The organism is Nocardia sp. NPDC050175, from assembly GCF_044459885.1.
Classification (GTDB): domain Bacteria; phylum Actinomycetota; class Actinomycetes; order Mycobacteriales; family Mycobacteriaceae; genus Nocardia.
In genome coordinates this window covers 20,147-43,978 of sequence record NZ_JBITJI010000003.1, presented here as the reverse complement: position 1 = coordinate 43,978, position 23,832 = coordinate 20,147, and the positions used below count along the sequence as shown (strand labels likewise).

Annotated in this window: 24 protein-coding genes; 9 read left to right on the top strand and 15 right to left on the bottom strand. The window is 67.3% G+C overall.

Annotated features, from left to right (window positions below):
• Positions 1-9: 9 nt before the first annotated feature.
• From ACIBK2_RS11100 to ACIBK2_RS11090, 3 genes are read right to left on the bottom strand one after another with little or no spacing between them, the layout of a single operon-like run.
• Positions 10-846 (bottom strand): TrmH family RNA methyltransferase, encoded by an 837-nt coding sequence (locus ACIBK2_RS11100; protein ID WP_396966028.1) that lies wholly within the window; start codon positions 844-846, stop codon positions 10-12.
• Positions 843-1,775, bottom strand: coding sequence for a tRNA (adenosine(37)-N6)-dimethylallyltransferase MiaA (gene miaA / locus ACIBK2_RS11095; protein WP_396966026.1), 933 nt, complete (start codon positions 1,773-1,775; stop codon positions 843-845). Before miaA ends, ACIBK2_RS11100 begins: the two co-directional genes overlap by 4 nt.
• 58 nt (positions 1,776-1,833) lie before the next feature.
• Positions 1,834-2,583: a hypothetical protein gene (locus ACIBK2_RS11090; RefSeq protein ID WP_396966024.1), complete on the bottom strand. Its 750-nt coding sequence runs from the start codon at positions 2,581-2,583 to the stop codon at positions 1,834-1,836.
• Between the two features lie 253 nt (positions 2,584-2,836).
• On the opposite strand from ACIBK2_RS11090, the gene ACIBK2_RS11085 reads away from it, so the two are divergent.
• Complete coding sequence (locus ACIBK2_RS11085) at positions 2,837-4,198, top strand: DUF349 domain-containing protein (RefSeq protein WP_396966022.1); 1,362 nt, start codon at positions 2,837-2,839, stop codon at positions 4,196-4,198.
• A gap of 137 nt (positions 4,199-4,335) precedes the next feature.
• On the opposite strand, the gene ACIBK2_RS11080 is transcribed toward ACIBK2_RS11085, so the two are convergent.
• Together ACIBK2_RS11080 and miaB are read right to left on the bottom strand one after the other, a co-directional pair.
• Complete coding sequence (locus ACIBK2_RS11080) at positions 4,336-4,968, bottom strand: hypothetical protein (RefSeq protein WP_396967178.1); 633 nt, start codon at positions 4,966-4,968, stop codon at positions 4,336-4,338.
• 232 nt (positions 4,969-5,200) lie between these two features.
• Positions 5,201-6,760 carry a tRNA (N6-isopentenyl adenosine(37)-C2)-methylthiotransferase MiaB gene (gene miaB, locus ACIBK2_RS11075; protein ID WP_396966020.1) on the bottom strand — a complete coding sequence of 520 codons (1,560 nt, stop codon included), beginning with the start codon at positions 6,758-6,760 and terminating at the stop codon, positions 5,201-5,203.
• A 370-nt stretch (positions 6,761-7,130) separates the two neighbouring features.
• Here miaB and ACIBK2_RS11070 point away from each other — a divergent pair, with 370 nt between their 5' ends.
• The 5 genes from ACIBK2_RS11070 (at position 7,131) to ACIBK2_RS11050 (ending at position 12,977) form a co-directional block, all read left to right on the top strand.
• The gene (locus ACIBK2_RS11070) at positions 7,131-7,859 is read left to right on the top strand and encodes an amino acid ABC transporter ATP-binding protein (RefSeq protein WP_357379363.1); all 729 of its coding nucleotides are present in this window, start codon (positions 7,131-7,133) and stop codon (positions 7,857-7,859) included.
• A 133-nt stretch (positions 7,860-7,992) separates the two neighbouring features.
• Positions 7,993-8,829 (top strand): glutamate ABC transporter substrate-binding protein, encoded by an 837-nt coding sequence (locus tag ACIBK2_RS11065; RefSeq protein ID WP_396966018.1) that lies wholly within the window; start codon positions 7,993-7,995, stop codon positions 8,827-8,829.
• 98 nt (positions 8,830-8,927) lie between these two features.
• Positions 8,928-9,608: an amino acid ABC transporter permease gene (locus tag ACIBK2_RS11060; protein ID WP_396966016.1), complete on the top strand. Its 681-nt coding sequence runs from the start codon at positions 8,928-8,930 to the stop codon at positions 9,606-9,608.
• Complete coding sequence (locus tag ACIBK2_RS11055; protein ID WP_396966014.1) at positions 9,605-10,501, top strand: amino acid ABC transporter permease; 897 nt, start codon at positions 9,605-9,607, stop codon at positions 10,499-10,501. The genes ACIBK2_RS11060 and ACIBK2_RS11055 overlap by 4 nt, the downstream gene beginning before the upstream one ends.
• Positions 10,502-10,730: 229 nt before the next feature.
• Positions 10,731-12,977: a M20/M25/M40 family metallo-hydrolase gene (locus ACIBK2_RS11050; protein ID WP_396967175.1), complete on the top strand. Its 2,247-nt coding sequence runs from the start codon at positions 10,731-10,733 to the stop codon at positions 12,975-12,977.
• A gap of 3 nt (positions 12,978-12,980) precedes the next feature.
• Here ACIBK2_RS11050 and ACIBK2_RS11045 read toward each other — a convergent pair whose 3' ends face one another.
• Genes ACIBK2_RS11045 through ACIBK2_RS11035 form a run of 3 tightly spaced genes read right to left on the bottom strand, consistent with a single transcriptional unit; the run spans position 12,981 to position 14,536 of the window.
• The gene (locus ACIBK2_RS11045) at positions 12,981-13,835 is read right to left on the bottom strand and encodes a helix-turn-helix domain-containing protein (RefSeq protein WP_396966012.1); all 855 of its coding nucleotides are present in this window, start codon (positions 13,833-13,835) and stop codon (positions 12,981-12,983) included.
• Complete coding sequence (locus ACIBK2_RS11040; protein WP_396966010.1) at positions 13,816-14,334, bottom strand: DUF6879 family protein; 519 nt, start codon at positions 14,332-14,334, stop codon at positions 13,816-13,818. Before ACIBK2_RS11040 ends, ACIBK2_RS11045 begins: the two co-directional genes overlap by 20 nt.
• Positions 14,315-14,536: a hypothetical protein gene (locus ACIBK2_RS11035; protein WP_135232271.1), complete on the bottom strand. Its 222-nt coding sequence runs from the start codon at positions 14,534-14,536 to the stop codon at positions 14,315-14,317. The genes ACIBK2_RS11040 and ACIBK2_RS11035 overlap by 20 nt, the downstream gene beginning before the upstream one ends.
• A gap of 269 nt (positions 14,537-14,805) precedes the next feature.
• Here ACIBK2_RS11035 and ACIBK2_RS11030 point away from each other — a divergent pair, with 269 nt between their 5' ends.
• Positions 14,806-15,216: a hypothetical protein gene (locus tag ACIBK2_RS11030; protein WP_396966007.1), complete on the top strand. Its 411-nt coding sequence runs from the start codon at positions 14,806-14,808 to the stop codon at positions 15,214-15,216.
• A 25-nt stretch (positions 15,217-15,241) separates the two neighbouring features.
• Here ACIBK2_RS11030 and recX read toward each other — a convergent pair whose 3' ends face one another.
• From recX to ACIBK2_RS11015, 3 genes are all read right to left on the bottom strand, one after another.
• Entirely contained in the window at positions 15,242-15,790 is a 549-nt protein-coding gene (gene recX / locus ACIBK2_RS11025; RefSeq protein WP_396966005.1) for a recombination regulator RecX, read from the bottom strand.
• Between the two features lie 343 nt (positions 15,791-16,133).
• Positions 16,134-17,180, bottom strand: coding sequence for a recombinase RecA (recA, locus tag ACIBK2_RS11020; protein WP_379283745.1), 1,047 nt, complete (start codon positions 17,178-17,180; stop codon positions 16,134-16,136).
• Positions 17,181-17,347: 167 nt separating this feature from the next.
• A complete protein-coding gene (locus tag ACIBK2_RS11015) occupies positions 17,348-18,370 on the bottom strand; it encodes an Lrp/AsnC family transcriptional regulator (RefSeq protein WP_396966002.1) in 1,023 nt (340 codons plus the stop codon).
• A gap of 99 nt (positions 18,371-18,469) precedes the next feature.
• Here ACIBK2_RS11015 and ACIBK2_RS11010 point away from each other — a divergent pair, with 99 nt between their 5' ends.
• Positions 18,470-19,873: an MFS transporter gene (locus ACIBK2_RS11010; protein WP_396966000.1), complete on the top strand. Its 1,404-nt coding sequence runs from the start codon at positions 18,470-18,472 to the stop codon at positions 19,871-19,873.
• Between the two features lie 160 nt (positions 19,874-20,033).
• Here ACIBK2_RS11010 and ACIBK2_RS11005 read toward each other — a convergent pair whose 3' ends face one another.
• From ACIBK2_RS11005 to ACIBK2_RS10995, 3 genes are all read right to left on the bottom strand, one after another.
• On the bottom strand, positions 20,034-20,483 hold the full coding sequence (locus ACIBK2_RS11005; protein ID WP_396965998.1) for a nuclear transport factor 2 family protein: 450 nt from the start codon (positions 20,481-20,483) through the stop codon (positions 20,034-20,036).
• Positions 20,484-20,509: 26 nt separating this feature from the next.
• Complete coding sequence (locus tag ACIBK2_RS11000) at positions 20,510-21,397, bottom strand: pyridoxamine 5'-phosphate oxidase family protein (RefSeq protein WP_396965996.1); 888 nt, start codon at positions 21,395-21,397, stop codon at positions 20,510-20,512.
• 70 nt (positions 21,398-21,467) lie between these two features.
• A complete protein-coding gene (locus ACIBK2_RS10995) occupies positions 21,468-21,929 on the bottom strand; it encodes a VOC family protein (protein ID WP_396965994.1) in 462 nt (153 codons plus the stop codon).
• 153 nt (positions 21,930-22,082) lie between these two features.
• Between ACIBK2_RS10995 and ACIBK2_RS10990 the strand changes: the two genes are divergently transcribed.
• Positions 22,083-22,601 carry a CGNR zinc finger domain-containing protein gene (locus ACIBK2_RS10990; RefSeq protein WP_396965992.1) on the top strand — a complete coding sequence of 173 codons (519 nt, stop codon included), beginning with the start codon at positions 22,083-22,085 and terminating at the stop codon, positions 22,599-22,601.
• A 3-nt stretch (positions 22,602-22,604) separates the two neighbouring features.
• On the opposite strand, the gene ACIBK2_RS10985 is transcribed toward ACIBK2_RS10990, so the two are convergent.
• Entirely contained in the window at positions 22,605-23,831 is a 1,227-nt protein-coding gene (locus ACIBK2_RS10985; RefSeq protein ID WP_396965990.1) for a phosphotransferase, read from the bottom strand.
• Position 23,832 lies beyond the last annotated feature (1 nt).

Genomic DNA, 23,832 nt, shown 5'->3' with positions numbered 1-23,832 from the left:
AACTACTCGTCATTTGGCAAACGTCCGGCGCTGCCGGGAAATTTCGTAGAGCGCGACGGCGGCGGCCGAGGGCGCGCCGAGCGAGCTGGCGGTGCCGCCCATCGGGATGTGCACCATGTCGTCGCAGGCTTCCTGCCAGGCGGCGCTCATCCCGCTGGTCTCGTTGCCGACGACGAGGATGGTGGCGTCACTGAAGTCGTGGTCGTAGGCCGCGTGCGGGCCGTTCTCGTCGGTGCCGACGATCCGGGTCGGGATGCCGCGCCGCACCTGCCGGTCCCGGAATTCGAGAACCTGTGCGGCACCGGCCGCGCGCACGATCGGCATGGCGAACAGCGAGCCCGTCGACGCGCGAACGGCCTGCGGGTCGTACTGGTCGGCGCCGTGCCCGGTGACGATCACGCCGCTGGCACCGAACGCGTCGGCCGATCGGATCAACGTGCCCAGATTGCCCGGTGAATTGGGCCGGTCGAACACCACGACCACCGGCGCGTCCTCGCCGGGCTCCCCCGGCTCGAAGGTGTCGAGCTCCTGCTGCCGCGACACCGCGACGGCCACCACTTCCGGTATGCCGCCGACCTTTTCGCCGAGCTCGGCCATCAACTCCGGCACCAGGCCGACCTGCGGCACGTCGCTGGTGTCCAGTAGCTCCCTGGCCCAGCTGGACAGGTCGGGCGTGCCGAGGCGGTAGAGCAGCGTCTCCAGCGGCCAGTCGTTGGCGACGGCCTGGGTGATCGGGCGGACGCCCTGCACCAGGAAGCGACCGTCGCGGTGGCGTTTGGTCCGGTTGTTCAGGTACGCCTGCCATACCTGGACCGAGGCATTGCGGGTGCTCACACGTCGGGTCACTGCGGAGTCCGTTCTTTCTCGTCGAGCAGGGCGAGCGCGGTCGCCACCAGATCGGGGGCGGCGCCGTCCACCCAGCGCACCCGTGGGTCACGCCGGAACCAGGAGCGCTGCCGCCGAACATAGCGCCGGGTGCCGATCAGGGTGCGTTCTTGCGCTTGCTGTAAGTCGTATTCGTTGTCGAGGTACGACAGGACTTGTGCGTATCCGATGGCGCGCCGGGCGGTGACGCCGTCGCGCAGGCCGTGGTCGATCAAGGTGCGTACTTCGTCGACGAGTCCGGCGGCGAACATCAGCTCGGTGCGACGTTCGATCCGTTCGTCCAGCGCGGCGGTCTCGCGGTCGACACCGATGATCACCGTGCCCCAGCGCGGTGTGCCGATCTCAGGTGCGGAGGCGGCGAACGGTTGGCCGGTGAGTTCGACGACCTCTAGCGCCCGCACCATGCGGCGGCCGTCGGTGGGCAGGATGGTCGCTGCCGCAGCCGGATCCGCAGCCTGCAATGCCGCGTGCACCGCGTCGACACCCCCCTCGGCGAGCACAGCTTCCCAGCGGGCGCGCACGACCGGGTCGGTGGCCGGGAACTCCCACTTGTCCAGCAGCGCTTGCACATACATCATCGAACCGCCGACGATAACCGGCACGCGACCGCGAGCCATGATCTCGACGACGTCCGCGCTCGCCGCGGACTGATAGGCGGCGACGGTCGCGGTTTCGGTCACCTCGAGCACATCGAGTTGATGATGCGGAATGTCACGCCGTTCCGCGACGGTGAGTTTCGCGGTGCCGACATCCATGCCGCGGTAGAGCTGCATCGCGTCGATGTTGACGATCTCGCCGCCGAGTCGTTCGGCGAGGTCGAGGCCGAGGTTCGATTTGCCGGTGGCGGTGGGGCCGACCACGGCGATCGGGGTGATATCGGGATCGGTCACGACTCGGCTCCGTCGTAGGCAACGCGACCCGATGACGTTGCGCCCATTGCTCGCTCGCTCATGCGGACTCGGTCCGTCGCCACAGGCTCACGTCGTACCCGACGCCGAACGGCGCGTCCTGATACAGCGTCTCGACCATCGGATCAGTGTCGAACAACCCGGCCAGCACCTGGTAGGCGGCCCGCCCGGTCATCACGAGTTCCGCACACAGTGCGGGATCCAGCGCACGCAACGCGGCCAGGTCCCCCGCGGCCAATGCGCGATCGAGCTCGTCCTGCACGGCGCCGGCCCGCTCATCGAGATACCCCGGCGCCTTCAACGACAACGTCGCGGCACCGTCCGCGATCACCAGCACGCCGTGCCGTTTGTCCGAATCGTCCATTTCCGCGCGCAGTTTCGCGCCGAGTTCGACGCAGCAGTGCACCGGAGCGTCTTCGGCGATGAGGTGAACCTCGGCACTCACGACAGGCGCCACCTGCCCCCGCAACCACCCAGCGATCAACACCGGCAGCGGATGCTGGGCATCCGGCTCGGCCGTCGCGGCCGCGGAAAGCGCGACCCGCACGTCCGCGCCGAACCCGCGGAACGTACCGACCGACTCGGAACCGAACACCTGGTCGGCGGCCCCGGTACCGACAACTGTCCAGCGGTCTGTCACTGCCGCAAGCCTTTCCGCGGCCGTCAGCACGGCCGCGCGCAGCACCGCGCGCGGATCACCCTGCTGACCGGGAAGCGCGCCCGTCACACCGCCGCAGAGCTCGGGCACCAGGATCGGCGGCGACGGGACCAGGGCGGCAATCGAGAACACCGGATAACCGTAACCGTTCCGCGCGACGCCCTTACGCACCCCGGGTACCGCCCGGGTTCGAGTGTCTCTGCCGCAAAGCTGGTCGAGATTGATACTGTTCGATGAGCTACAACCCAGGTCATCAGGGGTTGCAATCCCCGAGATTCCTCCGAGTGAAGGCATGGGTCGATGGTCACAAGGGCTCAAACCGGGTTCAATGGGATGAGCTAGGGCGTAACCAGGCAGCCGTGACGCGCGGCAGGGACGAGGAGCAATGACCGACAGCAACGGAACCGCGAAAGCCAGCCCCGGCGCGATGCCGCGCTCTTCCGGTGCCCCGAAACCCGGTGGCTCGATCCAACCGCCCAAGCCGCACGCGACGCCGGGCCAGGCCCAGCATCCGCATCCCGTCGTGCCGACGGTCTCCGACCCCAGCGCGTGGGGCCGGGTCGACGACGACGGCACCGCGTGGGTGAAGACCGCCGACGGCGACCGTCAGGTCGGCTCCTGGCAGGCCGGTGACGCCGCCGAGGGGCTGGCCCACTTCGGCCGCCGGTTCGACGACCTGGCCACCGAGGTCGCACTGCTGGAAGCCCGCCTGGCCGCAGGCGCGGACGCCCGTAAGACCAAGGCCGCCGCCGTCGCCCTCGCCGAATCGCTGCCCACCGCCTCCGTCATCGGCGATATCGACGGGCTCACCAAGCGCCTGGCCGCGATCGCCGAACACTCCGAAGAGGCTGCCGCGCAGGCCAAGGAGGAGAAAGACAAGGCGCGCCACGAGCACACCGAGCGCAAGGAAACGCTGTGCGCCGAGGCCGAGAAGATCGCCGCCGAATCCACCCAGTGGAAGGCGGCGGGCGACCGGCTGCGCGAGATCCTCGACGAGTGGAAGTCGATCCGCGGCGTGGACCGCAAGGTCGACGACGCACTCTGGAAGCGGTACTCCAAGGCGCGTGAGGCGTTCAACCGCAGGCGCGGTGCGCACTTCGCCGAACTCGACCGGGAACGCGCCTCCGCGAAGACGCGCAAGGAAGAGCTGTGCGTGCGCGCCGAGGAACTGTCCGGCTCGACCGACTGGGTCGGCACCGCGGGCATCTTCCGCGACCTGCTCGCCGAGTGGAAGGCCGCGGGCCGGGCGCCACGCGAGGCCGACGAGGCGCTGTGGCGGCGCTTCAAGAGCGCGCAGGACGTGTTCTTCGCCGCCCGCAACGCCGCCGTCACCGAGCGCGACGCCGAGTTCGACACGAACGCCGCCGCCAAGGAAGAGCTGCTGCAGGCCTACGAGCACATCGACCCGGCCAACGGCCTGGAAGCCGCCCGCGCTGCGCTGCGCGAACTGCAGGACAAGTGGGACGCCGTCGGCAAGGTCCCGCGCGAACGCATCCAGGAATTGGAAGGCAAGCTGCGCACCATCGAGAAGCGGGTCCGCGACGCGGTCGACGCGCAGTGGCGGCGCACCGACCCGGAAGCGATGGCACGCGCGGCCCAATTCCGTGAGCGGGTAGCACAATTCGAGGAGCAGGCCGCCAAGGCTCAGGCCGCAGGCAAGGCCCGTGACGCGGAGAAGGCCCTCGAACAGGCCAAGCAGTGGCGCGAGTGGGCCGAAGCCGCCGAGGGCGCGGTCACCAACCGCTAACCCCCTTCCGACCGAAGGCGCCCTTCACCCCGCCGGACAGTCCGAAGGCCACCTTCAGTCGACTACATGCGATCGACCGAAGGTGGCCTTCGGTCTGTCTGGGTGACTGAAGGGCGCCTTCGGTCGGTTTGTGGGGGTTAGTTTTCGCCGGTGAGGCGGCGGCGGTCGCGTTCCTCGGCGGCTACCGATGCGTTGCGGCGCTGTTCTTCGGCGGCCAGCTGCAGGGTGGTGCGGCTCCAGACGACGCGAATCCAGTGGAACGTCAACACGATTGCGGCGATGGTGCCGAGGATGAGGCCGACCGCGGGGCCCGCGCCGTGGTAGTTGTTGATGCCGGGGGTCTGGCGGTGCCAGATGGAGAAGACGCCGAACACGCTCGTGATGGCCGTGCCCGCGACCGCGATCCAGGCCAGGAACCAGCGGCGGGTCATCAGGGCCAGGGTCGAGAAGCCGACGCCGAACACCACCAGGAACCAGACGAAGATCCGGGACGGCAGCCCGATGTGCTCCATCCGGGCGGCCTCGGTGCCGAGCAGCACGTCGAAACCGCGCGCGCCGCCGGCGTGCGGCAGCACCAGCGAGAGCAACAGGACGAACACCGCGCCGGCCACCACCATGGCGCGCACGCCGGGGTCGATCTCGCCCGCGATGCGGCGTTCCACCGCGTCCAGGTCGTCGCGGAACTGCTCGAAGTTGCTGCTCTCGACCGAGTTCACTGAACCCTCGTTTCGTTCGGCTTGTTCGTGGTTCGCTGCTGTGCCCGCGTCCACTGTGCCAGCACCGGGTTCGTTAGCATCGGCCGACCCACTACCGCCGGTAGTAGGTTTGCGGTTCGCGGGCTGGTCGGGTTCCGCACCGCCGGCCACGAAGCCGTTGTCGCCAGGCTTGTCGTTCACGCTGCCCCCTCGCCGATACACCGTTGCGGCTCGTGCGATCCGCGTCGCGTATCGCGTTCGGCTCCAGCATGACCGAGCACCCGGGCGATGTCTGCGATTCGCCGACTCATGCGCCGCAACCGGTCGAGCAGCCCGCGGCCGCGACCGGTTCCGGCGCGGGCGCGCCGATGCGAGGCAGCCCCAGACCGACGCCGATCGGTTCGGTCTTCGGCGTGACGCCCCGTTCGTGCGCGTCACCGGCTGTGGTGCGGCGATGCGACTTGATCGGCGAGTCGGCGATCAGGTGATGCGGTGCCGCCTCGGTGATATCGACGGTGACGAGGTCGCCGGGACGAATCGACTCGGGCGTGCCGCCCGGCCGGAAATGCACCAGCCTGCCGTCGCGGGCCCGGCCGCTCATCCGCGCGGTGGCGGCGTTCTTCTTGCCCGCGCCGTCGGCGACCAGCAGTTCGACCTCGGTGCCGATGAGCTCCCGGTTCGCGTCCAGCGAGACTTCCTCCTGCAACGCGATGAGCCGCATATAGCGTTCCTGCACAACGGCTTTCGGCAGCTGATCGGGCATATCGGCGGCCGGTGTGCCCGGCCGCTTGGAGTACTGGAAGGTGTAGGCGCTGGTGAACCGCGCCTGCCGCACCACGTCCAGGGTCTCCTGGAAGTCCTCCTCGGTCTCGCCCGGGAACCCGACGATGATGTCGGTGGTGATCGCCGCGTGCGGCATCACCGCGCGCACCTTCTCGATGATGCCGAGGTAGCGCGCCTTGCGGTAGGACCGACGCATCGACTTGAGCACCCTGTCCGAACCCGACTGCAGCGGCATGTGCAGTTGCGGACAGATGTTCGGCGTCTCGGCCATCGCCTCGATCACGTCGTCGGTGAACTCGGCCGGGTGCGGTGAGGTGAAGCGCACTCGCTCCAGTCCGTCGATGTTTCCGCACGCGCGCAACAGCTTGGCGAACGCGCCGCGATCGCGGGCCTCGTCCGGATCGGCGAACGAGGCGCCATAGGCGTTCACGTTCTGCCCGAGCAGCGTCACCTCCAGCACGCCCTGGTCGACCAGCGCCTGCACCTCGGCGAGCACGTCACCGGGGCGGCGGTCGACCTCCTTGCCGCGCAGCGCCGGAACGATGCAGAAGGTGCAGGTGTTGTTGCAGCCCACCGAGATCGACACCCAGCCCGAGTACGCGGACTCGCGCTTGGCGGGCAGGCTCGACGGGAACGCCTCCAGCGATTCCAGGATCTCCACCTGCGCCTCGGCATTGTGCCGCGCGCGTTCCAGCAGGACGGGCAGCGAGCCGATGTTGTGTGTGCCGAACACCACATCCACCCAGGGCGCCTTGCGCACGACCGTGCCGCGGTCCTTCTGCGCCAGGCAGCCGCCGACGGCGATCTGCATGCCGGGCTGGTCGGCCTTGATCGACGCCAGATGGCCGAGGGTGCCGTAGAGCTTGTTGTCGGCGTTCTCGCGCACCGCGCAGGTGTTGAGCACGACCAGATCGGCCGTCGCCCCCGGCGCGGCCTTCACGTACCCCGCGTCCTCCAGGAGTCCGGACAAGCGTTCGGAATCGTGCACGTTCATCTGGCAGCCGAAGGTGCGGACCTCATAGCTGCGGGTGCCTTCAGAGGCGAGGTGGGTGGGAGTCAACACTGCCTGTCCGATCGATTCCACGGGTCCAGGGTACGGGCACGCCCAACCCCAATTTTGGGGGCATGCAATTTGCGAACGCGCCGCCAAACGACGGCGCGTTAGCCGTTGGCCCGCTCTCTCGCGGCAGTGGCCTTGCTCACCCGCACAGCCCCTGATCAGGCACTGTGCGACGATGACGGGCCCGCCCACGGCCGGAAAACCGGCGATCCGGACGAACCGGTCGATCCGGTTAACGTGACGTGTCATCGCGGCGTGCCAAAACGGTGTGTCGCGGAAACTCGGGCAAATCCACATTTTGCCTTTACAGTCTTGGACCATGACCGACGACGCCGCCGCGCCCGATACAACCGGGAACGCTTCAACCGGGGACGCCAGCGCCGCCAGCGCGCCGATGATCTCGATGCGCAACGTGCAAAAGCACTTCGGTGAATTGCACGTGCTGCGGGATATCGACCTGGAAGTCCCCAAGGGACAGGTAGTCATTGTTCTCGGGCCCTCGGGCTCCGGGAAATCGACGCTGTGCCGCACCATCAACCGCCTCGAACCCATCGACTCCGGTGACATCGCCATCGACGGTGTCCCGCTGCCCGCCGAAGGCCGCGGCCTGGCCGCGCTGCGCGCCGACGTCGGCATGGTTTTCCAATCGTTCAACCTGTTCGCGCACAAGACGATCCTGGAGAACGTCATGCTCGCGCCGATGAAGGTTCGCAAGATCAAGAAGGACGCGGCGCGCACGCACGCCATGGAACTGCTCGACCGGGTCGGCATCGGCAACCAGGCCGACAAGTACCCGGCCCAGCTCTCCGGTGGCCAGCAGCAGCGCGTCGCCATCGCCCGCGCGCTGGCGATGAACCCCAAGGTGATGCTGTTCGACGAGCCGACCTCGGCCCTGGACCCGGAAATGGTCCAGGAGGTGCTCGACGTGATGGTCTCGCTGGCCAAGGACGGGATGACCATGCTGGTTGTCACCCACGAGATGGGCTTCGCCCGCCGCGCGGGCAACCGGGTCCTGTTCATGGCCGACGGCCAGGTGGTGGAGGACGCCGAACCCGAAGTGTTCTTCACCGCGCCGAAGTCCGAACGTGCCAAGGACTTCCTCGGCAAGATATTGAGCCACTGAACCATAGAGATCGACCCGCGGCCTCGCGCATTCGCGACTCGCAAGCGCTCCAAGCTGAGCTCGTGCCGAACCGAGGGACGGCCTCGTCCCACGAACACGGCCAGCAAACCCATGAGAGGGAGAAGGAAACTCGATGAGGATCAACCGTGCTCTGCGACTCGGAGTCGGCGCGATCGCGCTGACCGTCGTCGCCGCGACCGCCACCGCGTGCGGCGGCGGTGACAGCAAGTCCGCCCTGGATCACGCCAAGGACGGCAAGCTGACCATCGGCATCAAGTTCGACCAGCCCGGCATCGGCCTGCGCAACAAGGACGGCTCCTACAGCGGCTTCGACGTCGAGGTCGCCAAGCTGGTCGCGGGCAAGCTCGGGGTGAAGCCCGAGGGCATCACCTGGAAGGAATCGCCGTCCAGCCAGCGCGAGACGCTGATCGAGAACGGCCAGGTCGACTACATCGTGGCCAGCTACTCGATCACCGACGCACGCAAGCAGAAGGTCGACTTCGCCGGCCCCTACTACGTTGCGGGACAGTCGTTCCTGGTGCGCTCCGACAACACCGACATCTCGACCCCGGAAACCCTCAAGGGCAAGAAGGTCTGCTCGGTGAAGGGCTCCACGCCCGCACAGAACATCGAGAAGAACTTCCCCGACACCCAGCTGCAGCAGAACGACACCTACTCGGTGTGCCTCGAGGGCCTGCGCGCCGGCTCCTGGGACGCGGTGACCACCGACGACATCATCCTGGCCGGCTACGCCTCGCAGAGCACCGGTGCGTTCAAGGTCGTCGGTAAGCCGTTCACCACGGAGAACTACGGCATCGGCCTCAAGAAGGGCAACAAGGAGCTCCGCGACAAGGTCAACGACGCGATCGAGGCGATCTTCGCCGACGGTTCCTGGAAGAAGGCCTTCGACGCGTCCGTCGGCGGCTCCGGATACCAGGCGCCGGAACCGCCGAAGGTCAACCGGTACTGAGCTTCACCCCGCACGGGTGGCCTGCTCCGCACGGATCAGGCCACCCGCCGCACTCTTCCCCCTGAAAATCGAGACCCGATGGGAGGGACACGTACGCCGTGTTCGACCTGATCTCGAGGTATGACGACAAAATCCTCGACGCCTTCTGGGTGACCATCAAACTGACCGTCCTCTCGGCGGTCGGCGCGCTGATCCTGGGCACCATCGTCGCTGCGCTGCGTGTGTCCCCAGTACCGATCGCCCGCGCGGTCGGCACCGCCTACGTCACCATCTTCCGCAACACCCCGCTCACCCTGATCATCCTGTTCATGTCGCTCGGTCTGTACACCACGATGGGCTGGCACCTCGCGGCCGACGGTCCGGACTCGGTGGCGAACAACAACTTCCGTTACGCCATCCTCGGATTCAGCATCTACACCGGCGCTTTCGTCTGTGAGTCGCTGCGGTCCGGTATCAACACGGTGGCCATGGGCCAGTCCGAGGCGGGCCGGTCACTCGGCCTGACCTTCAGCCAGAATCTGCGGCTCATCGTGCTGCCGCAGGCCTTCCGTACCGTCATCGCCCCGCTGGGCAGCGTGCTGATCGCGCTGACCAAGAACACCACGATCGCCTCCGCCATCGGTGTCATCGAGGCTGCCAGCCTCATGGCCGAAGTCAACGAGAACGAGGCAGCCGTCATCGCCGTCGGTGCCATCTTCGCGCTCGGCTTCGTCATCCTGACCCTGCCGACCGGGCTGCTCTTCGGCTGGCTCGCCAAACGATACGAGGTGGCCCGATGACTACCGCGCCTTCGGTTCTCTTCGACGCGCCCGGCCCCAAGGGACGCGTTCGGCACCGCCTCTACTCGGTGGTCGTCGTCGTCGCGGTGGCGGCGTTCCTCTGGGTGCTCTACCGCGGGTTCGCCAGCCATGACCAGTTCACGGCGGCCAAGTGGAAGCCGTTCACCGACCTCGAGGTCTGGCAGACGTATCTGCTGCCCGGCCTGAAGGGCACCGTCGTCGCCGCGCTGCTGTCGATCGTGTTCGCGCTGGTCATCGGCATGATCTTCGGCATCCTGCGGCTGTCCGAACATCGGGTGGTGCGCTGGGTCGCCGGCGCGATCGTCGAGGTGGCCCGTGCCATCCCGGTGCTGATCCTGATGATCTTCCTGTTCGCGCTGTTCTCCCAGAAGCAGCTGTTCCCGTCCGATCAACTGGCGCTCGCCGCGGTCGTGATCGCGTTGACCATCTACAACGGGTCGGTCATCGCCGAAATCGTGCGCGCGGGTATCCGTTCGCTGCCGAAGGGGCAGGCCGAGGCGGCGGTCGCGCTCGGCATGCGCAAGAACCAGCTGATGCGGTTGATCCTGCTGCCGCAGGCGATCACCGCCATGCTGCCCGCGCTGGTCTCGCAGATGGTTGTCGCGCTGAAGGATTCGGCGCTCGGCTATCAGATCACCTATGTCGAGATCGTTCGCTCCAGCCAGCAACTCGGTGCGGCGCAACAGAACACGATCCCGTCGCTGATCGTGGTCGCGATCGTCATGATCATCTTGAACAGTGCGCTGACGTTCACCGCGACCAAGCTGGAACAGCGGCTGCGCACCCGCAAGAAGGGCAAGGTCGCCGTGCTCACGGCCGAGTCGATCCTCACCGATGCCGCGCCGGGAATGGACCTCACCAGCAAGAAGTAGCAAGTTCTAGGCACATCGACGGTGCGTTGGACGCGGTAACCCGCTCCAGCGCACCGTCTTTCGTATTTGCGCGGGTGCAGCCAGCGCGCCTTTTGTCCGCCGCGCACGAAACTGCCAGCGGATTCGTGCGCGGGTCGAGAATCTGTGCGCGGGATCTGTGGGGTTCGGGGCGCTGACATTGGGGGCGGGTAAGTAGTCGGTGGGGCGGGCTACGATCGCGGGCGTGCAGATGGGGCGACGGGTTTCGGGGTTCGTGGCGTTTGCTGTGCTGTTGGCTGTGGTGTTGCTGACCGCGTGGGATCAGCAACCGCATGGGCATCGGTCCGAGTCGGCGCCGGCGGATGTATTCAGTGCTGAGCGGGCGTTTCGGGTGGTGCGGGAGATCGCGCAGCGGCCGCATCCGATCGGCACGGCGGACCATGATCGGGTTCGGGACCATCTCGTCGGGGAGTTGCGCAAGCTCGGGGTGGACACCGAGATTCAAGAGGGGGTCGGGCGATATCCGACCGGGCTGCGGCGGGACGTGCTCGGGATGGGGCGGGTTGCCAACATCGTCGCCCGGATACCGGGGACGAATTCGACCGGAACGGTTTTCCTGACGGCGCACTATGATTCCGTCGCCTCCGGGCCCGGCGCGAACGATGACGGGGTCGGGGTCGCGGCGGCGCTGGAGAGTGTGCGTGCGCTGCGGGCCGGTGGCACCGCGTTGCGTAATGACGTTGTTGTGCTGCTGACCGATGGGGAGGAGACCGGGCTACTCGGCGCGGAAGCGTTCGTCGCGGACAGTAACGGTCGAAATACCGGTGTGGTCATCAACAATGAGGCGCGCGGCGCGGGCGGCCCACCGTTGTTGTGGCGCACCACCCATCCCGACGGCACGCTGGTGGACGCCGTCGAGCAGGCCGCGCCGCATCCGAACACCGACTCGTTGACCACGACGCTGGCCGGTGCGCAGACCGGAAGCAACACCGACTTCACCTCGTTCAAACCGGCTGGCCTGCGCGTGCTCGACTGGGCCTTCGCCGGTCGTAGTGCGTACTACCACAACATTCTCGACGATCCGGCGCACGTGGACCTGGCGACGGTGCAGCAGATGGGCGACAACAGCCTCGCGTTGCTCGAGGAGTTCGGCGGCAAAGATCTCACCGCCGCGGACGACACCGATCGCACGTACTTCCAGTTGCCGTTCGGTCTGCTTGTGGTGCTGCCGTTCTGGGTGATCATCGCGCTCGCCGTGGTCACCGTCGTCGGCGTAGCGTGGCTGTGCCGGCAGCTCCGACGGGCGGGCGAGACCAGTTTGCGGCGGATATTCGGTGCTGCCGCTACCGCTTTCGTCGCGGCACCGCTGGCGACCGGCGCGGTGTACGGGCTGTGGGAAGTGGTGCAGGCCATTCGGCCGGAGTACCGGCCGCTGATCGGCGACCCGTATCGGCCCGAGTTCTACTACGTGGCGATCCTCGTGCTGTCCGCCGCGGTGCTCGTCGCTTGGTATGCGATCGCGCGGCGCCTCTTCGGCACCACCGCCGCGGTGGCCGGGCTGCTGTGCTGTCTGGCGGTGCTGGGCGGGCTGCTCGCGATCCTCGCGCCCGCTACCGCACACGTGCTGGTGGTACCCACCCTCGGCGCGACGGTGGGGGTAGCCGCCACCTTCGCGGTGCCCGAGCGCTGGCGGCTGCCGGTGCTCACCGTCCTCCTCGTCCCGGCGGCGATATTCCTCGGCAGCGCAACGTGGCCCGCGTTGCAGACCGGCATCACCACGGCCCCGTTCCTGGTCGCGCCCGCGGTGGTGCTGCTCGGCGGGCTCCTGCTGCTGACCCTCACCCAGGCGTGGCCGGATCGGCGCGGCTGGGCGATTCCGTCGACCGCGTTCATCCTCGCGCTCGTGCTCGCGGCCGCCGGGCTGGCGGTGGACCGCTTCGACGATCAGCATCCGCTGCCGTCGCAGCTCATCTACGCGCTCGACGCCGACCGGCACGAGGCGCTGTGGCTCTCGCGCGAAACTCCCGATCGCTGGACCCGCCACCTCGTCAACGACACCGCGCCAGGTCAGCGATTCACCCAGCTCTGGCCGGACGTCGCCGCGAGTGGCGTCGCGCCTGCCGAGAAACTCTCCCCGCCGACCGCTGAAATCCTTTCCGACACCACCGAATCCGGACAGCGCACCGTCCACTTGCGGCTCCGCTCCACCCGAGGCGCGACGAACATTGCCCTGCGCTACGACACCGCACCCATCTCCATGCGGGTGGCGGGCCGCGACGTGACTCCCCTGCCGAAAACCGGCTTCCAGTTCTACGCACCCCCGACCGAGGGTGTCGATGTGCAGTTAGTCGCACCGGCCGGCCCTCTGTCGCTGCAACTGGTGGACTACACCTGGCTCCCCGACTCCGGCATCCCGTCCTACCGAAATCCCCCGGCCGACATCTTCTTCCGCCAGGACAGTGTGGGCGCCGTCTTCGTCACCATCCCGGGGCTGTGATCGCTATCCGTCTAGTTCGCTCAGCACCTGCAAGATGAGTCCTCGTGCGTCGCGGCCATAGACGGCCGCACCCTTGAGCACCTCGAACATGCGCGCATACATCGCGCACTCGGCGGGCTGGGTGACCTGAATGCCCGCGGTCGGCGTTTCCAGGGCGACCATGGCGTCGTCGAAGATCCAGAAGCCGGTGGAACCGACCGCCTCGCGTTCGATCATCAGCGGAATGATGCCGAGCGAGATGTTCGGCATCGACATCAGCTCCAGCAGGCGACCCAGCTGTCCCACTTGGACTTCCGCCGTGCCGAACCAGGTGCGCAGCGCCTGCTCCTCGAGTACGGCCACGAACCGTTTGCCGCCGCGATGCAGGACGCGTTGCCGCTCCATTCGCACGGCGACGGCTTCCTCGATGTCATTGGGGGTGTCGAGAAAGCGGATCCAGAACGACAGCATGGCCGCGGTGTACTCCGCCGTCTGGAACAGTCCCGGAATGACGTTGTGTTCGTAGATGCGGAACACCTTCGTCGCCTGGTACCGCTCGGGCGTGTGGGCGCCGAGCACCCGCTTCATGCCCGCTCGGCTCTGTCGCCGGTATTCGAGATAGGCCGAGTCGACCGCGCGCAGGGTCGCGACCAGGTCGAGTTCCTGATCGACGGCGGCGCAGACCTGACACCAGGCGTGGATGTCGCGATCGGTCGGGAACTGCACGCCGTTCTCGATCTTGGACACCCGAGTGAAATGTTGGCCGGTCTCCGCGCCGAGCTGACGAATCGTGATACCGGCGGCTTTGCGGATCTCCCGCAGCCGACTGCCGAGGGCCCGTCGGGCCTCCTGCGCGGAACTAGCTGGGCCGGTAGTCACGGTGCGGTATGGACAGCCGCCACACGGCCTCGAAGGCGGTGCGGCACAGCTGAATATCGTGCGGATCGACGGAGGTGACCTGGTCGGTGGCCACGCCGCTGCCCGCGTAGTGGAGGAAGATCACGAGTCGGTTGTCCAGGAGGTAGAAGTCGTTGCCCGGGATGGCCACCGAGGACGTCAGGCGCCGCGGCACCCAGCGAATGTCCTCGCCGGCCGCCACCATCGGCGCGGCGATGCTGTGGGACCAGCGCTGATAATCGCTCAACGGTTCCGACACGATCCTGGCCCGGCGCACCGATCGGCCCGCCGACACATGGTCGCGAACCGTCGCGCACCAGTCCTGCAGCCAGACCAGGTCGTCGGGCTCGCCGGCGGTCCACTGTGCGATGTGTGGCAGCTCGACCGCCGTCCGGTAGGTGTCTCGCGTCTCCAGATGCACTGACTCCACAACGAACTCGTCCAGTAATCGCTCGAACTCTTCATAGGCTATCGATGCCACGGTCCCCCTTCCTGAAGAACTGAATCATCCGGTCCGGGATCTCCACGCAGGTTTCGCCCTGCGGAATGTTCATGTGGGCCAGCGCCTCGGGGTCGGTGACTACCCATCCCTGCACGATCCACGAATCGCGGTCGGTGCGATACACCGTGGGCGAGCCGTTCGGATTCGAGCCCGGATCCTCGCCGATAAAAGTCAGACGCATCGTTGACCCCTTGTCATGGGATGTTGCGAACTGTTGCCCCGAGCGTGTCGATTGTCGCGCTCCACCGGACGATGGGTCAAGGGAAAAGTGCATCTGGAAACTACTGAATATGTATGCTGCGCAGTGGAATCCACCAATGCAGCCCAGTCGTGTAGCCGCACGGTGCATCACTCTCGCAACCTTTCGCAACATGCTATCCAACCGGCACTGGCCACTTCTAATCTCGGAGATTGCACGGAGACGAGCAACCGACGAGAGGGCAACTGGGGATGTGGGGACGGCCTACCGCGATCGGCTATCTGCGCCGCGATGTGTCGGGGATATCGCAGGTCTGGGACGAGACGCAGATCCGCAGTGTGGCAAAGAGACTCGGCTACGAACTGGCCAAGATCGTGGTCTTCGGCGCCCACACCGATGAACCGGTGTCACAGCTACTGAACACGATCGCCCGGGTGCGCGCGGACGCCGTGGTCATCCCGACCCTCGCCCACTTGGCAGACGAACTGGATTTGGTGGTGCGGGTGTGCGATGTGATCACGGTGCACCCAGAGAACACCTATGCCCGTTGGGTCCTGCCGACGGATCGCTGGCCCGCTCCAGGGGACGAGGTCGAGGCGGCAAGGCCCCTCGACGACACTGCGGAGGGGCAGCAGCCTGACGGCGTCGAATATCCGAACTAACGTCCAGCGAGGAAGTGACTTGCCGCTAGTCCTGGTGGAGGTCCGAGGTGTCGATTTCGGCTTGGGCCAGTTCGGATTTCACCACGGTGAAGGCGGTGGACTGGTTGTAGCCGCGGCGGGCGAGCATGCCGACCAGGCGGCGGATGGTTTTGTCGCGGTCGAGGCCGGGCGGGATGCTGCGGAGTTTGCGGCGGACGAGTTCGCGGGCGCGGGATTCCTCGTCGTCGGAGCTGATGGCGTCGAGGGCGGGCGCGGCGTCGGCATCGGTGACGCCTTTGCGGCGAAGTTCCTGGGCGAGCGCCTGTTTGCCCTTGCCGGAGAAGGTGTGCCTGGCGTGCACCCACTCTTCGGCGAAGGCGGCGTCGTCGATCAGGCCGACCTCGGTGAGCCGGTCCAGGGCCGGGTCGGTGATCTCCGGGCTGTACCCCTTGGCCGCGAGGCGTTGCGCGAGTTCGGCGCGGCTGCGGGCGCGGACGGCGAGCAGGCGAAGACATGCCTCCTTCGCCTGCTCGACCGTCCCGCCTGGCGGGGTGAGCTCCGTAGAGCGGGCACCCCGCTCGGATCCGGCCGCCACCGGATCCGCCCATCGGCCTTCGGCATGTTCGGAGTCAGCCGACTGGGAGTCTGTGCGCCGGGACGACTTTCGTCGGCCGCGGCCGGACCCAGTCGAACGCGCCCGCTGCGGATCGGACGCGCTCGACCGAGTTCCCAACGTGTCCGTTTCGGCCGAACCACCTTCGGCCGGACGAACTCGTCCGGGGTCCTGTCCGCCGGGCCAAGATCCAACCGGATCGGTGGCGGCACCAGAGGCGGACAGGAGTTCATGGAGCCGGCGGCGCATCTCCTGCACCGGCTCGGACCGCGACTCATCGGGCGCGGTCCGGCGCGGTGGGGACTGGCGTCGGCTGTTCATCGGATCAGAAATCGGCGGGGACCTCGGCGGCAGCCGCGTCTGCGGTCACATCGGCGCCGATGCCGAGCTTCTCCTTGATCTTCTTCTCGATCTCGTTGCAGATGTCGACGTTCTCCAGCAGGAACTTGCGGGCGTTCTCCTTGCCCTGGCCGAGCTGGTCGCCCTCGTAGGTGTACCAGGAGCCGGACTTACGCACGAAGCCGTGCTCGACCCCCATGTCGATGAGCGAGCCCTCCTTGGAGATGCCGTGGCCGTAGAGGATGTCGAACTCGGCCTGCTTGAACGGCGGGCTGACCTTGTTCTTCACGACCTTCACCCGGGTACGGTTGCCGACCGCGTCGGTGCCGTCCTTGAGCGTCTCGATGCGGCGCACGTCGAGGCGGACCGAGGCGTAGAACTTCAACGCCTTACCGCCCGTGGTGGTCTCGGGAGAACCGAACATCACGCCGATCTTCTCGCGCAGCTGGTTGATGAAGATGGCGGTGGTGTTGGAGTTGCTGAGCGCGCCGGTCATCTTGCGCAGCGCCTGGCTCATCAGGCGAGCCTGCAGGCCGACGTGGCTGTCACCCATTTCGCCCTCGATCTCGGCGCGCGGCACCAGGGCGGCCACCGAGTCGATGACGATGATGTCGATGGCACCGGAGCGGACCAGCATGTCCGCGATTTCCAGCGCCTGCTCACCGGTATCCGGCTGCGAGACGAGCAGCGCGTCGGTATCGACACCGAGCTTCTTGGCGTAATCGGGGTCGAGCGCGTGCTCGGCGTCGATGAACGCGGCGACACCGCCCGCGGCCTGCGCGTTGGCCACCGCGTGCAGCGCGACGGTGGTCTTACCCGAGGATTCCGGGCCGTAGACCTCGACGATGCGGCCGCGCGGCAGGCCGCCGATGCCGAGCGCCACGTCCAGCGCGATGGAGCCGGTCGGGATCACCGCGAGGGGCTGACGTACCTCATCACCGAGACGCATGACCGCGCCCTTGCCGAAGTTCTTCTCAACCTGAGCAAGAGCGAGTTCGAGAGCCTTGTCGCGGTCGTACGCCTGTGGTGCCATGTCTTGATCCCCTTTTCGACGGGTAAGTCTCTGCTGTGGTTGGCGCCAACATTAGAGGGCGGCACCGACAAGTTCTGGCGCCAAGATTAGACGAACACGTGTTCGAGTCAAGCGACGCGCCCACGAACACGCACTTGAACTTCTGCGGCCTCGGCAAACGCCGCGGGTCAACGCACCAACGACACCCGGTCACTGTCGAGCAGCGTCTGTGCCTGCTTGAACACGCGTAGCGAGGGTGTCACCTCCAGGTCGGTGATGCCGTCCAACGCGCCGAGCCGTTCGGTGATGTAGCGGTAGAGGTGGGGCGTGTCGCGGCAGAGTATCGACGCCATCATGTTGGTCGGGCCGGTGGTCGCGGCCACGAACACGATCTCGGGGTGGGTCGCCATCGCCCGGCCGACCGCGTCGAGGTCTGCCGGGCGGACCCGTAGCCACAGCGCCCCGCGCACGGTGTGCCCCATCCGCTCGGTCGCGAAATCGAGGTCGAAATAGAGCACGCCGGACTGGGCGAGCTCGGTCATCCGCCGCGCGACTCGTGGTGCGGTCCAACCGGTTTCGGCCGCGATCTGGGCGTAGGGCGCGCGACCGTCGCGACCGAGCAACGCGAGCATCGCCTCGTCCTCGGGCGTCAGATCCGGCGGGGTATCCGGTCCGATGCCCGCCAGCCTGGAGCGCTGCGGACCCAGGTCGCGCAGCTGCTGGCCGGTGAAGAGGTGGCTGAAGCGCGGCCATTCCTCGTCGGCCTCGAACCGGTGCATCACCTCGTGCGCGGTGACCTCGCGCACCTGACTCGCCCGCGGCAGCGTGTGCAGCAGCAGCGCGTCGCGGCGTTCGAGGGAGCGCGGCCTGCTCACGCAGGTCACCTCGGAACCGGTGGACAGCAGCGTGACCCAGCTCAAATCCGGGAATCTGGCCAATGATTCGGCCAGCCGCAACGCCTTGTCCGGTGTCGACTTGATCCGCAGCACCCACCGCGCGTGACCGAGTGGCACCGCGTTCACCTGCCCGGACACGTGCATGATGCCGCGCTCGCGCAGCGAACGGTAGCGGCGCGCGACGGTCTGTTCGGAGACGTCGAGGATGGCGCCGAGCTTGGCGAACGGGATCCGGGCGTCGTGCACCAGCGCGTGCAGGATCTGCCGATCGAGAACGTCCAATGCGGAGGATTCCGGGGCGATGTCGTGCTGCATAGGAGGAATCTAACGTGGAGGGTGGTTCGACTAGGGCGATACGTTCGATTGCCGCACGCTTGGCGTCGATATCGTTCGATTCCGCCGTGGAGGCCCCCTGTGAAGAAATGGCTCCCCCTGTTCGCCGCGTGCCTCGGCACGCTGATGCTCCTCATCGACGTCACCATCGTGAATGTCGCGCTGCCCGACATCGCGACCGATCTGCGCGCCGGGCTGTCCAGCCTGCAATGGGTGGTCGACGGCTACGCGCTGGCCTTGGCGGCGCTGTTGCTCGTGCTCGGTTCGCTCGCCGATCGGGTCGGCGCGAAACGCGCCTATCTCGCCGGGCTCGTCCTGTTCGCCCTCGCCTCGCTCGGCTGCGGAATCGCCGATACCGCGTCGAATCTCATTGTGGGGCGGGTACTTCAGGGGATCGGCGGTGCGGCCATGTTCGCGACCACGCTGTCGCTGCTGCACTCGACCTACACCGGCCGCGGCATCGCCTTCGGCGTCTGGGGCGCGGTGTCCGGTGCGGCGGCGGGCATCGGGGTGGTGCTCGGCGGCGTGCTGACCGAGGCGTTGTCGTGGCGGTGGATCTTCTTCGTCAACCTGCCGATCGCGGTGCTGGCAATCGCGTTGACCGCCAGCGTGTTTCCCGCGTCGGTGCGGCGCGCGGACCGGGCCGTCGACGTGCCGGGCATGCTCGCCTTCGCCACCGCGGCGACCGCGGTCACCTATGGCGTCATTCGCGGCGGTGAGCACGGCTGGTCGGAGGGTCGCGCGGTGAGCGCGCTGATGCTGGGCGTCGTCGCGGTGATTGTCTTCGCGGTCGTCGAATCCCGCAGTGCGGCACCGATGTTCCCGCTGGCGCTGCTGCGCAATCGCGACTTCGGGGCGACGCTGCTCGGGGCGAGCGGGCAGACGTTCGCGGCTTTCGCCAGCACTCCCCTGGTGTCGATCTGGTTGCAGCAGCAGTTGCGGATGACGCCGCTGCACGCGGGTCTGGCACTGCTGCCGATGGCCGCGACGGCGTTCCTGGTCGCCGGGGTGTTCGGCCGGTTGATGCACGACGCTCCCCCGAAGTGGACCATCGGCGCGGGACTGGTGCTGGTCGGGATCGGCACCGGACTGCTCACGGTGATCGACGCCGGATCATCCTGGCCCGCACTGATTCCCGGGCTCGTGGTGATCGGCGCGGGAATCGGCGTCAACGCGCCCGCGCTCGTGTCGGTGGGGATGGCGGCGGTGCCGCCGCAGCAGGGTGGCACCGCGGCCGGTGCGGTGAATACGGCACGGCAACTCGGGCTCGCGCTCGGAGTCGCGGTGCTGGGCACGGTATTCCGTGGCGTGGCGGGTGCGGACCAGCCGATGACATTGCCGCACTTCACCGCCGGGCTCGACGCGGCCTTCACGGTCGCCGCGGCCGTCGGCATCGTGTTCGGCGTGATCGCCTTCGTCCTGTTCCACCGCCAACGCGCCATCGTGGCGTCGGACAACGTCGAGCAGAAGGTCGTCGTCGCCTGATCCAGGTTGCCCCACCACGGCGCCGTCCACCTCGGACGGCGCCGCTGCCGCGCACGGGTTCTCGTACTGCGCATGCATTTGCTAGCGGTTTCGTGCGCGCCAGGGCAATCGATGCGCGGCCGGAAGGACTGCGCGCAAGATGCCGCCGCGCCCAGGCCAGCTACTGCTGGGGCAGGACCGAGTTGTCGCCTGGCTCGCGAGGGCCGAAGATGCGGCGGGCGGATTCGGGGATGGGGACGTCGTTGATGCTGGCTTCGCGGCGAGACATCAAACCGTCGGAGGCGAATTCCCACTGTTCGTTGCCATAACTGCGCCACCATTGGCCGGATTCGTCGTGCCACTCGTATTGGAAGCGCACCGCTATGCGGTTGCCTTCGAAGGCCCAGAGGTCCTTGCGGAGTGCATAGCCGTTCTCCGAAGCCCATTTGCGGGTGAGGAATTCGATGATGGCGGGGCGGCCGGTGAAGAACTCGTCGCGGTTACGCCACACCGAGTCCGCGGTGTAGGCGGCGGCGACCTTCTCCGGATCGCGGGTGTTCCAGGCGTTTTCGGCGGCGAGCACCTTGACCTTGGCGGATTCGAGGTCGAAGGGTGGCAGTGGAGGTCGCACGAACGACTCCTTATCTTTGAGGTGGCTCAGGGGTTGACCGGGGATAGTTCGGGTGGACCCCAGCGCAGTGGGCCCGCGCCGGGCCGTTCGACAACCTCGGTGACGGTGAAGTCGATCGAGCATTGCGCACCGACGGCGAAAGTTTCCGGTGCCCAGGTCAACTCGGCGGTTCCGGTGAGCTGGAGGGTGCCGCCGGTGGCCCAGTCGGGGATGAGGATGCCACAGCGCGGGTTCACCTCGATGTTCCCAAGTGTCATGAACATCGAGTTGCCCCGGTAGTCGGGCCAGCACAGCCGGGTCGGCGAAAGCACCTGCAGGAAGCCGGGATTGCCGCCACGATGCGAGGCATCGGCGTTGCCATGGGTGTCGGCGGTGGCGACGAAGAACGCGTCGGCCGCCGTGATCGTCGCCTGCTGGCGTGCGTCGAGTTCGGTGCTGCGCCGAGGCGGCGACGGTTCGACCTCCGGGTGGTACGACTCGATGTGCCTGCGGGTGATGTACTTCGGGCAGTTCGCGTAGACCTGCTCGGTATCGATGAGTAAACCACCGCGCGCGGTGGTCGCGGTGCCGTTGATGCGCATCCGCCTGCGCCGCTGCGGTTGCAGGGCGATCATGCCGATTCGGGCGGGGTGAGTCAGCGCCTCCTGCAACGGATCTCCCGCGGTGGGCCGGGTGTCGACGGCGATGGTGTCCGCGTCGACGGCATGCACGAAGCCAGGTGGCCCGACCAGTTCGCTCGCCCACAGCCTGCCCGCGGCGTCGGCGGCGGCGATCACCACCATCGGCTGCTCGGCCAGGAAAGAGGCGGCGACAGCGGGGATGTCGGCGCGGATAGACCGGCCGACCCGATCGGCGATCTCCGTCTGACCCATCCGCTGCTGGACGGCGAGTTCACCGGAATGGAAGGGTGCCATCGCAATACTCCTTCACGGAAAATGCGCCGACGACGGCATCCGCCGCCGGAACGTTCAACAACACTGCGGTTCAGAAGAATCCACAGGTCGGCGCTTCGCCACTGGGCGCGGGTGCGGACTCTGCGCCGGTCGGCGCGTAGACCTCGAGGCGGATGCCGTCGGGGTCGGTGAAGAAGATGCCGCCGGAGGCCGTGCCCTCGCCGTGTGCGACAACGCCGTCATGGACGATGGGTACCGACTGTGCGCGCAGCGCCGCCTCGATCGCGCGCACCTGGTCGATGGTGTCGACCTGGAACGAAAGATGGTGCAGGCCGGGGGTTTCGGCGGAGAACGTGCCCGCACTCTGTTGCCACAGCGTCAGCGAGAGTTTGCCACCCGAACCGAGGAACGCCCATTTCCGGTCGCCGTCGGTGCTCGCGGTGAGCTGCTCGAAACCCAGTGCGCTGCGGTAGAAATCGACCGAACGATCCAGGTCGGAGACGTTCAGGCCGATGTGCCCGGTGGCGAGCTTGGGTGCGGCGACCGTGGTCATGTAATCCTCCTCCAGAGGCAAACCGTCTTTACCGGTTTAACTGGTTAGACGATAACCGCAGTCGACCAGTCGAGTCAACCTGTAAACTACATTTAGCCGGTTAGAGAACCGGCGGTCGTCACGACCACCAGAAGGAGCTGGATACCCTCAGTCATGCACGATCCACGCCCCCACCTCGGCGAACCGCTGGCACTCGACCTGCTGGACACGCGGTGGAACCAGCACGGCCGGCCACAGGACCTGCTCACCGACGTGGCCGGTCTCACCGTGTGGCTGAGCTCGGCCGGACTGACCGATCGCGCGACCGCCGACCAGGCGACCCTCGACGCGCTCCTCGCGGCGCGCACCGCCATCTACGACGTGGTGCAGAGCGCCACACACACCGCGCTGAACGAGGTCCTCGACCGCGGCCGCATCCGACGCACGCTCACCGATGCCGGACCCGAGAACGTCATCGACGTCCCCGACATCACCTGGCTGCCCGCGTGGTTGGCGGCCGACAACCTGCTATACCTACTCGGCGAGGCACCCGACCGCATCCGTCGGTGCGCCCACCCCGACTGTGTGCTGTTCTTCTACGACACCTCGAAAAACGGCACCCGCCGCTGGCATTCGATGGCGACGTGCGGTAACCGCACCAAGGCCGCCCGCCATTATGCGAAGAAGCCTTGAGCCTCAGAACAATTCGTCGAGCAGGCGATAGTACTCCAGGCGGCGGTGATCCGGTTCGGCGAGGCCGTACGCGGTGCAGAAGGCGGCCACCTCGTCCTCGTCGAAGTCGTCGCGCAGGTCGCGTACGGCAAGCGCGAGGTCGCGGTATCGGTCGGCCACACCGAGTGCGCCCACGTCGAGCAGGATCGCGCCTTCCAGCACGTTGGGCGGCGTGAAGTCGCCGTGCGCCACGACTAGGTCCTCACCGTCGGGACGCTCGGCAAGCAGTTGCGCCAGTACATCTCCCGGGCCGAGGTCCCGGTTCTCTTCCTCGAAGTCGTCTAGGTCGACCAAGCCCTCGATCACCTGACGCCGCGCCTGGGTCAGCACGACGTCGAGCCGGCCGTCGAAGGGACACTCGGCGACCGGAATGCTGTGCAGCCTGCGCAGTAGCTCACCCATGATCGTGCCCACCGACGCCTCGCCGGAACCTGCGGCGAGGCTCGAAGCACCCGCATCGGCGAGCACCAGCACATCACCGTCGAAAGCAACGATCTCCGGGAGCCGAATTCCCCTGTCGCGCAGCCAGTTCAGCCGCTCGTGTTCGGCAACAGCCTTCGGCCCACGCTTGACCCAGTAGGTTTCGTTGACGAACGCGACACCGCCACTTCGCCCCTCGTGCTCGGTCGACCAGGTCGGCGCGGCACCGAGCAGCGCGGCGACCTTCGGCGGCAACGGAATCGGCAGCGCAGGGAGCCTTTCCAAGGCGACCCGAGTGGATTCGATCAATTCCGAATCGCCCTCGGCCGCACGCAAGTCGAGCGCCTCACGCAGCAACGTATGAGCTTCGGCCAGCTGATCCTGTTCGGCGAGCGCCTTTCCGAGGTGTTGCACGGCGAACGACAGCACGTCCGGCGCGGCGACGCGCGCGTGCTCGACGGCCCGGCGGTACAGCGTTTCGGCAGTGGCGGCGTCGCCTTGATAGCGATAGACGTCACCGAGGTTGATCCACACCGTGATCCGGCGCTCCTCGGTGTCCACGAGTTCCAGCGCCCGATCCAGCAGATCGAGGGCCTGGTCGTAGCGCCCGAGCAGCATCGCCTCGATACCGGTCTGCCGGAATCCGGCGAAGTCGACCGGCTCGGCCTTCGCCAGCCGCGCCGCCAACCGCTGCGGGTCGACCGGAATCATCCGCTCGCGATCGTCGAACCGATACAGCGGCCCGTCCTGGTCCACTGCCGGGCCGGGCACG